This is a genomic window from Pedobacter frigoris, assembly GCF_032678645.1.
Classification (GTDB): domain Bacteria; phylum Bacteroidota; class Bacteroidia; order Sphingobacteriales; family Sphingobacteriaceae; genus Pedobacter; species Pedobacter frigoris_A.
The window spans coordinates 221,609-234,906 of sequence record NZ_JAVTSP010000004.1 but is presented as its reverse complement, the minus strand read 5'-3'; the positions used below and the strand labels follow the sequence as shown (position 1 = coordinate 234,906).

Sequence of the window (13,298 nt, the reverse complement as noted above, 5' to 3'; positions counted from 1 at the left end):
CTTACTTTAATATAACTGAGCCTAAAAATTTAGATATTTCCTTTTCTACTCCTTTGATAAAAGAGTAGCGTTGCATCAGGATCTCCTGATTAACAGGATCACTTTCTGTCTTTATTTCCTGCAGGATATCGAGTAGCATCCTGTCAACCTTACGTTTCTTAAGGTGGAATATACCCCCCAGAATTGTCGCCTTAAGGTTTACCGTTTCATCACGTACATAGATCTGGTGTTTGTTGTACCAGTTTTCACTCAGGGTGTGAGGAGATGTAGACAGCGTTATGGCTAGATTGGCAATTTCCCTGTCTTCGCCTTTAATGAACTGGCTCGCAACAGGCAAATGCCCATTTTCTATCTCATCCCTGTAAGTATCAATGATTCGTTTGCACAATTTATCTTCAAAGCTTACATCAGAAAGGTTTTGCATGATAAATGAACCGATATACATGTTATCGATCTTATCCCAATTCACCAGCTCATGGCCAAAAGCCAGTAATAACCGGACAATTTCCTGTTCCTGAATCTCGTCAGTATCCGGAGCATTGGATTCCGGCTCTAAACCGGCAAGCGGGTCAGGATTTTCGAATAAATTATCCGGTGGGCCATCCTGATAGGGGTCTGTCTGCTGATATTGGTTTTGCTGGGCGTTATTATTGTTATTGCTTGCTTTCTTAAACTTCGCCGCTCGTATTTTGTTCAGTTCTGAAAGCAGAATACGTTCTTCCAGCTGCAGCAAACCGCTGCATTCTCTAATGAAGACCGCAGCTTTGATATCGTCAGGTATTTTGGCGATACTCTCTACAATGTCCCTGATGATACCTGCCCGCTTTATCGGATCTGTACCTGCCTCTTTAAGCAGTATTTCTGCTTTATAAAGGATAAAATCCTTGCGGGCATTCTCTATGTAATTTTTAAATTCTCCTGCCCCTACATGGTGCATGTAAGAATCCGGGTCATGCCCATCCGGGAAAGACACTACCTTCACGTTTAGTCCTTCTTCAAGGATCATATCCAGACCACGCAAAGAAGCCTTTATCCCCGCGGCATCTCCATCATAAAGTATGGTTACATTCTCTGTAAAACGTCCGATAAGCCTGATCTGCTCTGTGGTCAATGAAGTTCCGGAAGAAGCTACTACATTCTCAATACCCGCCTGATGTACAGCCAGCACATCCGCATAACCTTCTACCAGGTAGCAGTTGTCAAATTCTCTTATGGCTTTCTTCGCATGGAATAAACCATATAGTACATTCGACTTATGATAAATATCACTTTCCGGAGAGTTGACATACTTCGGAACATTCTTATCTGTTTTTAACGTGCGCCCGCCAAATCCAATAATCCTTCCTGTAAAGTTATGGATCGGGAACATGACCCTGCCCCTAAACCGGTCGTACAACTTACCTTTTTCATTCCTGATGGCAAGACCGGTCTTTTCAAGATATTCTTCCTTATGACCACCAGCAACGGCACTCTGAATCAGTGCGTCCCATACATCCGGGGAGTAGCCAAGCTGAAACTTCTTGACGATGTCTTCTCTAAAGCCTCTTTCCTTAAAATAGCTTAAGCCAATGGCACGGCCCTGTTCGCCTGTCCACAGCTCATTGGCAAAGTAATTGGCTGCGTACTCTGAAACGATATATAAACTCTCCCTTGCATTCTGGGCTTCAATATTCTGAGGTGATTGTACAATTTCTTCAACTTCGATATTGTACTTATTTGCCAGGAATTTTAATGCTTCAGGATAGGAATATTTTTCATGGTCCATGATAAAATGGACAGAATCCCCTCCTTTGCCGCAACCAAAGCACTTGTAAATACCCTTGGCGACAGAAACGTGAAAAGATGGTGTTTTTTCATTATGGAAAGGGCAGTTACCAATTAAACTGGTACCGCGCTTTTTCAGGGATACAAAATCACCTACTACCTCCTCAATACGGGCGGTATCCATGATTTTATTTATGGTATCCTGATTAATCATTTTCTATCTGCGAAGTTAGGGAATTACTTTCCTTTTCCAAGGTGATAGTCCTTATGAAGAACTAAAAAACTGGCACGTTCTTCCTTTTTAAAAGGGTAATCCCAATTGCCCTGATAAGTGATCTTTGTAGGAAGTTTTTCTCCCTCAAAATAACTCGTTTCGATATTCATCTGCACATCAAAGTCAAACAGCATATTGCTGTACTTCATGTCTACGTACCTGCCAAGAATCTCAAAGTTCCGTTTATCAAAAATGGTGGTAAGCTCTTTAATCATTAAACCGTCTTTAGTACCACTGCTCAGGTCTTGCTTCATGGTTACTTTAAAACGGTAGACCGGGATGGAATCCAAATAAGTACCGCTGTGGTAAGCATAATCATAATACTGACGCATATTAGCCGTAAAGATCTGAGTCTTGCTTCCTATAAAAGGCAATCCTTTAATAGGCCTTCCAGGCGCAAAGATCAATGTTTTTAACTTGTCTTTATAGCTCTGATTAGAATCCTCCGCTTTACCTGAAATCATCGGGCCTTCGGCTACAAAGTCGGTCTGATAGGCATTCATAAAGATATAATCAAACATTTCAATGGTATAAAGCTGGTATTTACCATTCTTCTTATAGACATGCCCGGTATCCTGCTTTACCAGGTATTGAATTTTATTAGGACCCGAATTACTGTGTTTGATCTTACGGTAAATCCGTCCATCTACCTTGTTCTTTTTATTATAGGTATAAATTCTGTTCTCAGCAATGAAGTCATACTTCTTCATATTCCTGAATGCCTGATAAAAGCTATTGTCCGTAATGATCGCATTGATAAATTTCTCTACACCCAGCTTTTCGGCCTTGATATTGATCACAGAGTCCAGTTGAATGGTCTTTAGTGTATCAGGATTGAAACGGTTAATCTCCTGGGCAGAGGCTTTCAGAAAACCCATCATCAAAACCGCCAGTAAAAATCCTCTTCTCATTAATTACCCAATTGCTTAAGCGTAATGTAAGCCATCAAACCTGTAGAGGTTTTCAATGCATCTTCATCAATATCGAAATTCGGTGTATGCACAGAATATGTGGTCCCTTTTTCTTTATTTCCTGTTCCCAATCTATAAAAACAGGCATTGGTCACCTGCGAATAATAAGCAAAATCTTCCGCTGCCATCCATATGTCCAGATCAAGTACATTTTCTTTACCAAGATAATCTTCCGCAAAAGCACGTGCATTCTCTGTCAGCTTTGGTTCATTGATCAGGTAAGGATAGCCATCCATAATCCTGAAGTCACAGCTACCACCCATACTTTCAGCAATACCTTCCGCCATTTTCTTCATGAGACGCTTCGCTTCCTTACGCCATTCTTCGTTCAGCGTTCTGAAGGTACCCTCTATTTTCACCTCATTAGGAATAATATTCGTAGCCCCATTGGCCTGTACTTTCCCAAAAGAAAGTACCGATGGAAGTCGCGGATCAGCATTTCTGCTTACAATCTGCTGTAATGCAATGATGATATGGGAAGCAATCAGAACAGGATCTATATTTTGATGTGGCTGTGCGCCATGTCCGCCTTTTCCATGTACGGTCACATATAATTCATCTGTGGAAGCCATATAAATTCCGGAACGGAAACCTACTTTACCTGTTTCAATTAAAGGCATTACATGCTGGCCAACGATCGCTTCCGGTTTAGGATTTTCAAGCACCCCTTCTTTGATCATGATACTCGCACCTCCCGGCAACAGCTCCTCCGCAGGTTGAAATATCAGTTTCACTGTACCTGCAAACTCTGCTTTTAAGCTATTCAGAATATATGCTGTCCCCAATAATGAAGAACTGTGTACATCATGTCCGCAAGCATGCATGACACCTGCATTCTTAGAGGCATAAGGTTTTTCATTAGCTTCCAATATCGGCAAAGCGTCCATATCTGCACGCAAGGCAATCACCTTATCCGAAGGAATACCTCCTGTGATCAAACCTACAACTCCTGTATTCGCCATATCTGAAAAAGGAATACCCCATTCCGTCAGGTGTTTCTTGATATAGGCTGAAGTTTCAAATTCATGAAATGAAAGTTCTGGATTTGCGTGTATATGCTGACGGTAGCCAACTACCTTTTCAAAAATATCGTTAGAAATTGCTTGTATTTTATCTTTATTGATCATTGTTGTAATCTAAATTGGGTGCATTAATCTTTTCCCTGAAAATAAATAGCGTTGGAAAGTTAGGTCTAAGCTCGTTGATTAAACGCTGAGCTTCCAACCTTGTTCTAAAATCACCGACCCTTAAATAATAATTGGGTTCCTTGTAAGTAATATAGGTATTTAAAGTTGGATACAGCGCGCTGAATTTCGACTGTTCATTATAAACCTGCCGCCGGTCGGACCCGTAAAATATCTGAACCCGGTATCCCATATTGGAAACTATAGCTGCTGGCTTTGTTACGGCTGTTCCCGTCGCCGGACTACTGGTATTTAATGCGATTCGTTTTGCAATAAGGCTGTCGATCATAGGGTCTTTAATCACAGTGACTACACCCCTGGCCTGAGCAAACAGACCAACAGAAAGACAAGAAAGAATAACAGTAAATAACAATTTCATGAATAAGGCTTAAAAAAAGAATGCCGACTTTTTTACAAAAATCGGCATTCTATATGTTTATTACAAATTACAATCCTGCGCCGTGACAGTTTTTGTATTTTTTGCCGCTTCCGCATGGACAAGGCTCGTTTCTTCCGATCACCACATCCTTACGGATAGGTTGCTGAGGAACTTGCTCACGTGTATCTTCCATCTCCGGCATACCAGTGCTGCTCGACTGTGCAAATTCAGGCTTAGACATCTTTAATCTGCTCGGTGCAGGTCTTGGAGCCTGAGCCTCTCTCACATCATTCGGATCCGTTTGTACTGGAATTCCGCCTTTATACAGGAAGCTGACCACTTCTTTATTTACGGCGTTCAACATGTTTTTAAACAAGTTAAATGCTTCCATTTTATAAATGATCAATGGATCTTTCTGCTCATAAACAGCATTCTGAACCGACTGCTTCAACTCATCCATCTCACGCAAATGCTCTTTCCATGATTCGTCGATCAATGCAAGTACGATTGTCTTCTCAAAGGACTTGGTCACTTCGCGACCATTGTTTTCAATTGCTTTTCTCAAACTTACAGGAACCTGTACGTGACGGATACCATCTGTAAAAGGAACAATGATTTGTTCGATCTGCTCTCCTCTCTCCTCAAATACCTGCTTCAATACGGGCATCGCCTGGTTGATGATCACATCCGACTTTCTTTCGTAGAATGCGCTCACTTCCTCAAACAACTTATCAGTTAAGTGATGAACTCCTTTTGAATTGAATTCATGCTCATCAATTGTCGTATCTGCAGAGAAGTTTTTGATGACCTCAAGTTTAAAGCCTTCAAAATTGCTGGCTTCCTTGTATTCTGTTACAATATCCTCAGCTACGTCAAACACCATATTGCTCATGTCTACATCCAGACGCTCGCCAAACAAGGCATTTCTACGTTTCGCATAGATTACAGAACGCTGTGAGTTCATCACGTCATCATATTCCAATAAACGCTTACGAATACCGAAGTTATTCTCTTCCACTTTTTTCTGTGCGCGCTCTATAGATTTGGTAATCATGGAATGCTGAATTACTTCACCATCCTCAATACCCATTCTTACCATGATGTTAGAGATTCTTTCAGAACCAAATAACCTCATTAAGTTATCTTCCAATGAAACGAAAAACTGAGATGAACCCGGATCTCCCTGACGACCTGCACGACCACGCAACTGTCTGTCTACACGACGCGACTCATGACGTTCTGTACCTACGATCGCTAAACCACCAGCATCTTTAACGCCTGGGCCTAACTTAATATCCGTACCACGACCAGCCATGTTGGTTGCAATGGTTACTTGTCCTGCCTGACCAGCTTCAGCTACAATGTCTGCCTCTTTCTGGTGCATCTTCGCATTCAATACATTGTGTTTGATTCCACGAAGCTTAAGCATACGGCTCAGCAATTCAGAGATCTCTACTGAAGTCGTACCTACCAGTACCGGTCTGCCAGCTTCAGTTAACTTCACAATCTCCTCCGCTACCGCATTATATTTCTCACGAACTGTACGGTATACATAATCCTGCTGATCTTTTCTTGAAATCACCCTGTTGGTAGGAATTTCAACTACGTCCAGTTTATAGATAGACCAGAACTCGCCAGCTTCAGTGGTTGCTGTACCCGTCATACCGCAAAGTTTGTGGTACATACGGAAGAAATTCTGCAACGTAACCGTAGCATAAGTTTGTGAAGCATCTTCTACTTTCACATTCTCTTTTGCCTCAATCGCCTGGTGTAACCCGTCAGAATAGCGACGACCATCCATGATACGACCCGTCTGCTCATCTACAATCTTGATCTTACCTTCGTCAATGATGTATTCCACATCAATTTCAAACAAAGTATAAGCTTTCAACAATTGGTTCACCGAGTGGATACGTTCTGCTTTGATAGAATAATCACGCATCAGGGCATCCTTCTGCGCAATTTTCTCTTCTGCTGACAATGCCGATTTTTCAATCTCAGCAATTTCAGTACCCACGTCAGGAAGTACGAAGAAATTATGGTCTTCACCGGATTTGGTGATCAGTTCAATACCTTTCTCAGTAAGCTCTACCTGGTTATTTTTTTCGTCAATATGGAAGAACAGTTCTGAATCAACTTTAGGCATGTTCTTCGACTGATCAGCCATGTAGTGATTTTCAGTTTTCAATAAAGTCTGCTTAACACTTCCTTCACTTAAAAACTTGATCAACGCCTTATTTTTTGGCAAACCACGGTGGGCACGTAATAATGCCAAACCACCTTCGCCTTCTTCAGGCCCCGCCTTACCATCATTGATTAATTTTTTCGCTTCATTTAAAGCTTTGCTTACATAATCTTTCTGAGCAGTAACCAAACGTTCAATACGTGGTTTCAACTCATGGAATTCATGCTGATCTCCAAAAGGAACCGGTCCTGAAATGATCAAAGGTGTACGGGCATCATCAATCAATACTGAATCGACCTCATCCACCATTGCAAAGTGCAGTTTGCGTTGTACCAGCTGATCCGGAGTCTGCGACATGTTGTCACGCAGATAATCGAAACCAAATTCATTGTTCGTACCATAAGTAATATCTGCCAGGTAAGCATCTCTGCGCTCCTGAGAGTTCGGTTCGTGCTTATCAATACAGTCTACCTTAATACCGTGGAATTCAAATAGAGGACCATTCCACTCAGAGTCACGTCGTGCCAGGTAATCATTCACCGTTACGATATGTACGCCTTGTCCGGCCAGTGCATTCAAATAAGCAGGCAATGTACTTACTAAGGTTTTACCCTCACCCGTAGCCATCTCAGCAATTTTACCGCTGTGCAATACCATACCACCGATCAGCTGTACGTCGTAATGTACCATATTCCAAATCACCTCTGTACCTGCAGCATCCCATCTGTTTGCCCAAAGTGCTTTATCACCTTGAATCGTTACATTCTTCTTACGTGCAGCGTAGTCCCTGTCAAACTGCGTAGCAGTAACTTCCAGGAATTCATTTTCAGAAAGACGTCTTGACGTTTCTTTTACTACTGCAAAAGCAGCTGGTAAAATCTCCAGTAAAACTACTTCCAGTTCTTTATCACGGTCTTTACCTAAAGCATCGATCTGGTCATAGATGGCTGTTTTTTCAGTCAATGACAATTCCTGGTTTTCAGCATCAGCTTTCAATCCATTGATTTTTGCATCAATTTCGGCAAGGGCTTTTGCAATTACATCTTTAAAATAAACTGTTTTATTACGCAATTCATCATTGCTCAAAGCTGAGAGCTTTGCGTATTCTTCGTTGATCTTGACTACTATAGGCTGAAGCGCCTTAATATCTCTTTCTGATTTGCTTCCAAATATCTTGGCTAAAAATCCTAACATGTTTTATGTTTGTGTTTTATGATTATTCTTTAATTAATTGTGTGATTTCAAATTACAACAACCAGACCAATGGACTATTCAGCCACATTGTCAGCAATATTATATTTAAAATGAATGAATAACGAGCTACCTAGGGACTGTTGTTTTTTGGTTGCGCTCTTATAGTGAGGTCTGCAATGACATTATTGTACGCCCTGTATTCAGGTACGCGAAGTTCAAAAGACACACCTATTGAAGTCAGTTCACTATACGTCAGAAAAAACGGATGATCCTGATCATCAACCTGGTTAGCACCTACTTCAGCAGAATTTATGCTGATCTGGTGCTTGTTGCAATAGCGGTCCGTCAATATCCTTAGCCCTTCCACCCTTTCAGCTTTTGCCAAATGGGTAAGACTAAAAAATACCAGCGATAACGTAACTATGTGTCTCATGCAGGGGGCAAATCTAATTTTAATCTTTTACATACAGAAATTTAAACGTACTGACATACTGAATTTTGTAAAGCTTATATTTCAACTTAGGCTATAATAATATTGCTAAAGCGGTATATTTGCCGGCATAGACCAACAATTAAATCATATTTTACAATGAATATTTTAATACTAGGATCAGGAGGAAGAGAAAGTGCTTTTGCCTGGAAAATCAGCCAGTCAGCCCTTTGCTCAAAACTATTTATTGCTCCAGGTAACGGAGGAACAGGCGCTTACGGTAAAAACGTACTCCTTAACCCCAACGATTTTGAAGCGGTAAAAACACTCGTATTAAAAGAAAATATTGAACTGGTTGTCGTTGGTCCGGAAGAACCGTTGGTAAATGGAATCCACGATTTTTTCATAAATGATGAAGCATTATTGCACATCCCTGTAATTGGCCCTAAAAAAGAAGGCGCAATCCTGGAAGGCAGTAAAGATTTCTCTAAACAATTTATGGCACGTCATGGCATCCCTACACCTGGTTCGGAGTCATTCACTAACGAAACTTTAACTGAAGGACTTGCTTATCTGGAAAAGCATAGTCTCCCGATCGTACTTAAAGCCGACGGTCTGGCCGCAGGAAAAGGTGTACTGATTTGTCAGACTGTAGCTGAGGCGCAGGAAGAACTAAAGCTGATGCTGGGCGGCAAATTCGGAACAGCAGGTTCTCTTGTTGTGGTAGAAGAATACCTGAATGGCATCGAGCTTTCTGTATTCGTACTTACAGACGGAGAGAACTATGTAATTCTTCCTGAAGCTAAAGATTACAAGAAAATCGGACAGGGTGATAGCGGGTTAAATACCGGAGGAATGGGTTCTGTATCTCCTGTACCTTTTGCCGATAAAAAATTCCTTGATGAGGTAGAGCAAAGCATCATCATCCCAACAATAAAGGGGTTAAAAAAGGACAACATAGACTATTCTGGTTTTATCTTCTTTGGTCTATTTAAAGTTGGCGACAAACCAATGATCATAGAATACAACTGCCGTATGGGTGATCCGGAAACTGAAAGTGTCATTCCGCGTATTGAGAATGATCTTGTAGAGCTCTTCGTTGCTACTTCCAAAAAGAAACTGAAAGATTATCAACTGAAGATCAGCGACAAGAATGCTGCAACCGTGATGATTGTAGCCGGAGGGTATCCTGGCGAATATGAAAAAGGCAAAAGCATTACCGGTATTGATAATGTTCGCCAATCGGTGGTATTTCATGCAGGCACAGCATTGGAAGGTGGTGTTGTAAAAACAAACGGTGGCCGTGTAATCGCTGTAACAAGTTTGCAGGACAATCAGTTTGAAGCGCTGCAATCTGCGACAGCAGATGCTGCACGCATCTATTTTGATGGCAAATACTTTAGAGAAGACATCGGATTTGATCTAGTATAAAATTTCAGGACCTAATAGAGCGAATGTAGATATGCACTCTATTAGGTCCTGATTCATCAGCTTCAATTGCCAACAGTACCTGTCTCAACTTTTCCGGCCCGCTTATAATTGGCCATAATCACTCCTTTCGGTGTAACAAGACTCTCCGCTAATGTGAATGCTGCGGGAATCGCTTCACTGTCAAATAACCTTTTTCCTTCACCAAGAAGCACCGGGTGAATATTGAGCCAAAATTCATCCACTAAATCATGCTTCAGTAGAAGCTGGACAAGCTCGCTGCTACCCCAGACTTTAAGGTCAGAACCTTCCGAATTTTTGAGCTTTTCAATATCTGCCACGCTTGTCAGGAACACGCTGTTTTCCCAATCTGATTTATCGACGGTATTGGATATGACGTACTTTGTAACCTCATTTACACCAGGCCACTGGCTCGCATGTTCCGGCCAGAAAGACGCAAAGATTTCAAATGTTTTCCTGCCGAGAAGAAGATCTGCAGGTTCCATCTGTTTTTGCATTAGCTTACCAGAAACTTCATCATCATAGGGAGCAGTCCAACCGCCATATTTAAAACCTCCGGATGTATCTTCCTCAGGGCCACCGGGTGCCTGCATCACTCCGTCTAAAGTAATAAATGATAAAACAATTATTTTTCTCATATCATTGATATTTTATTATGATATAAATCTAGCAAACAAACACCATGTTATTGAAGTGCAAGTGCGACAATCATAATGGGTAAATGCGACAAACCATTTTTAGTCGTCATCCTACGAACACACAACGAAAGTACGCCAAAGACAACTGGATCTCTCCTATTGTCGAGATAATGACCCTTATACATAAAAAAAATGTCCCGAACTTATCGTTCGGGACATTTCCTCATTCTGCATTGCCTCTGCAGGCCCTGCGGAAAGTTATATTATTTAGAACCTTGTCCTAATAATTCAGCAAGCTTAGCTTCCAGTTTCTCGCCTCTAAGGTTTTTACCTACGATTTTTCCAGAAGGATCAATCAGGTAATTGGCAGGGATACCACGTACACCATACATTTTAGATGCCGCATTGTCCCAGAATTTAAGGTCTGATACATGAGTCCAGGTTAATCCGTCTTTTTCGATAGCAGCTAACCAGTCAGCTTTTTTACCTGGCTGATCCAAAGAAACACCAAGAACTGTAAAGTTTTTGTCTTTATATGTGTTGTATGCTTTTACCACATTTGGATTTTCCTGACGGCATGGTCCACACCATGAAGCCCAGAAATCAAGCAATACGTATTTTCCACGGAAATCAGATAACTTAACCGGTTTGTCGTTTACATCGTTTTGTGTAAAGTCCATAGCAATCTGACCGATTGCAGTTTTTTTACCTGCATCGATTTGCTGAGCTATACCTTTTCCAACTTCTGTTGCTTTTACAGCAGCAGAGAACTTATTGAATTCTGATTCTGTTCCAGCCGGGTCACCATCAAGATCCATAATGCTTCTGAAAGCTACTAAACCTACATAAGAATCACGGTTGGTCATGTAGAATTGTTTGTTGATGTCATCCAGTTCTTTTCTGTTAGCTTCATCACGAGCCAATACAGTTTTCATGTAAGCCTCATCTTTACGTGCATCAGGCCCTTTAGCGCGAAATTCAGCCATCAAAGCAGTACCCTTTGCATTAGCAGATTTTGTCAATGCTTTGTATTTTTCATTGTCATCATTTACAGGTGAGTTTTTCACTGTACCGAATTTTACAGAATCTGTAGTGGAAACAAGGTTCATTACCTTTGGTTCAAGATAAATCGAAACCACATCAGGTTTAGCTGGTTTTGAAGGATCTGCAGCAACACCCTGACGCTTCACGCTTAGGTTTGCAGCAGTAACTCCTGCTAAAGGACCTGTAAATGTAAAATTACCTGCAGTTACAGTAGCAGAGTCTGTAACTCTTGCACCGTTATTTGCATAGCTTAAGTAAGCCTTAGCCGGAGTTTTTAATCCAGCAACTTTACCATTTAAGGTAAATTTGCTTTGTGCCATAGTTGCAGCAGGTAATAGGCATACCGCTGCGATTAATAGTTTTTTCATCGTTTTTCTACTTATTTTAAGTTAATAGACCTGATTTTCTTCAATAGGTTTAACATTCAGGTTTTTTATTGGGAGTAAATGTATGAACTGAACAATTAATAAAACGTAAAATTGATTGTAAAATTATAGTAGCTTTTGGAAAGTTCGCCACCACAAATCAGGCATTTCTCCGTTTACAGCGGTCGTATAATCTTCATAACGGCATGGCACCAAATGGAAGCGCTCATTTTTTGAGATTCCTGTAGGATATGGCACCTGCATCCACCAACGGTCTGATTTTTTGCTTTTTACAAACAGCAGTTCTCCTGTACCATCATTAAGGCTGGCCCGGTAAATTAAATATTGCGATTTAGGCGTAAGCGGGAAATCCTTTTTACGGTTGTAATACCCATCTATAAAATACCAGACCATTTGCGCCAGCAGCATGGCAGTTTGACCATTGCGGTCAAAAGCAGGATTAAATTCATAGAACCCAATCGAAGTAAGCTTATCGCTCATTCCTGCATATCTCGAAATGCGACAGGCCTGCTCTCCGTAAAAGCCGTTGGGACCTGCATTTGAATTGGCGCCTGCATCTGAAGAGCGAATGGCTCCGATATCAAAGCTGATCATATTCGCATTGCGGATAATAGGCTCCGTTAAAGAAATATCATCGGCAAATTCTCCCAGTCTGTGTACATCAAAATACAGTTTGCTCATGACCTTCAGACTATCCTGATTTACATAATAGGTCTGGTATCCGATGTTGCTGAAATTGAATAAATAGTTGGGCTGATGTAAAAGTATTTTATTCAGATAGGTATCTGACTTGGCCGCCAATCCTTCCTGATCGTCCTCATCCAGGTCAAATTTATGGTCTATGACTACCAGGTCTACTTTTTGTTCTAGTTCCTCATAAGCAAGGTACTGCGCATAGGTAATGTCTTGTCCGCCGCCAATGATCACAGGTACGACATTAAGCTTCACGAGCTCTGCTACGACCATTTTCACCGCAACATAAGTATCGGAGATGGAGGCTCCAGCCCTGATATTGCCCAGGTCAATGATCCTGGTCGTGTAGGGCCCCTCATTTAAAGTGTAAAACTGCGACCTAAAGTAATCGGGAGCTAGTGCACAGCCTTCATTATTAACCGCAGCGCGGTCATCCTGCACACCAAAAATGGCAATATCATAAGCGTTTTCGTCAAGTTCAGGAAATTTATCGACAAAAAAAGTAGTCTTTAAACCGAGCTGACTGGTATAAAAACCTGCTTTTGGGGTAAACTTGTCTGGACTTAAAGGTGAAAAAAAATCTGATAAAGACATATTGCACTATAAATGTATGGCATCAAATATCTATTTTTGAGAGCATATTTTAATGAACATCCTAAAAAAAATGAACCGTCCTTGTTTTAAATATTTTTTAAACATGGTAAGCT

The 13,298-nt window shown here is 41.1% G+C and carries 10 protein-coding genes; 1 reads left to right on the top strand and 9 read right to left on the bottom strand.

Translation table 11 applies throughout. The features are described 5' to 3' along the window. Nucleotide 1: 1 nt before the first annotated feature. The 6 genes from dnaG to R2Q78_RS14405 form a co-directional block, all read right to left on the bottom strand. Nucleotides 2-1,978: a DNA primase gene (gene dnaG, locus R2Q78_RS14430; protein ID WP_316793086.1), complete on the bottom strand. Its 1,977-nt coding sequence runs from the start codon at nt 1,976-1,978 to the stop codon at nt 2-4. Between the two features lie 23 nt (nt 1,979-2,001). Then, on the bottom strand, nt 2,002-2,949 hold the full coding sequence (locus R2Q78_RS14425) for a hypothetical protein (protein ID WP_316793084.1): 948 nt from the start codon (nt 2,947-2,949) through the stop codon (nt 2,002-2,004). Continuing rightward, nucleotides 2,949-4,136 (bottom strand): M20 family metallopeptidase, encoded by a 1,188-nt coding sequence (locus tag R2Q78_RS14420; RefSeq protein ID WP_316793082.1) that lies wholly within the window; start codon nt 4,134-4,136, stop codon nt 2,949-2,951. Before R2Q78_RS14420 ends, R2Q78_RS14425 begins: the two co-directional genes overlap by 1 nt. Then, complete coding sequence (locus R2Q78_RS14415; protein WP_316793080.1) at nt 4,126-4,572, bottom strand: SPOR domain-containing protein; 447 nt, start codon at nt 4,570-4,572, stop codon at nt 4,126-4,128. The genes R2Q78_RS14420 and R2Q78_RS14415 overlap by 11 nt, the downstream gene beginning before the upstream one ends. 67 nt (nt 4,573-4,639) lie before the next feature. Next, entirely contained in the window at nt 4,640-7,951 is a 3,312-nt protein-coding gene (secA, locus tag R2Q78_RS14410) for a preprotein translocase subunit SecA (RefSeq protein ID WP_316793079.1), read from the bottom strand. A 130-nt stretch (nt 7,952-8,081) separates the two neighbouring features. Further along, nucleotides 8,082-8,384 carry a hypothetical protein gene (locus R2Q78_RS14405; protein WP_316793077.1) on the bottom strand — a complete coding sequence of 101 codons (303 nt, stop codon included), beginning with the start codon at nt 8,382-8,384 and terminating at the stop codon, nt 8,082-8,084. A 156-nt stretch (nt 8,385-8,540) separates the two neighbouring features. On the opposite strand from R2Q78_RS14405, the gene purD reads away from it, so the two are divergent. Then, nucleotides 8,541-9,812, top strand: coding sequence for a phosphoribosylamine--glycine ligase (purD, locus tag R2Q78_RS14400; protein WP_316793074.1), 1,272 nt, complete (start codon nt 8,541-8,543; stop codon nt 9,810-9,812). 62 nt (nt 9,813-9,874) lie between these two features. On the opposite strand, the gene R2Q78_RS14395 is transcribed toward purD, so the two are convergent. From R2Q78_RS14395 to R2Q78_RS14385, 3 genes are all read right to left on the bottom strand, one after another. Next, a complete protein-coding gene (locus R2Q78_RS14395) occupies nt 9,875-10,468 on the bottom strand; it encodes a dihydrofolate reductase family protein (protein ID WP_316793073.1) in 594 nt (197 codons plus the stop codon). A gap of 263 nt (nt 10,469-10,731) precedes the next feature. Beyond that, nucleotides 10,732-11,880 (bottom strand): TlpA disulfide reductase family protein, encoded by a 1,149-nt coding sequence (locus R2Q78_RS14390; protein ID WP_316793071.1) that lies wholly within the window; start codon nt 11,878-11,880, stop codon nt 10,732-10,734. A 123-nt stretch (nt 11,881-12,003) separates the two neighbouring features. Next, the gene (locus R2Q78_RS14385; protein WP_316793069.1) at nt 12,004-13,185 is read right to left on the bottom strand and encodes a formimidoylglutamase; all 1,182 of its coding nucleotides are present in this window, start codon (nt 13,183-13,185) and stop codon (nt 12,004-12,006) included. Nucleotides 13,186-13,298: the final 113 nt, after the last annotated feature.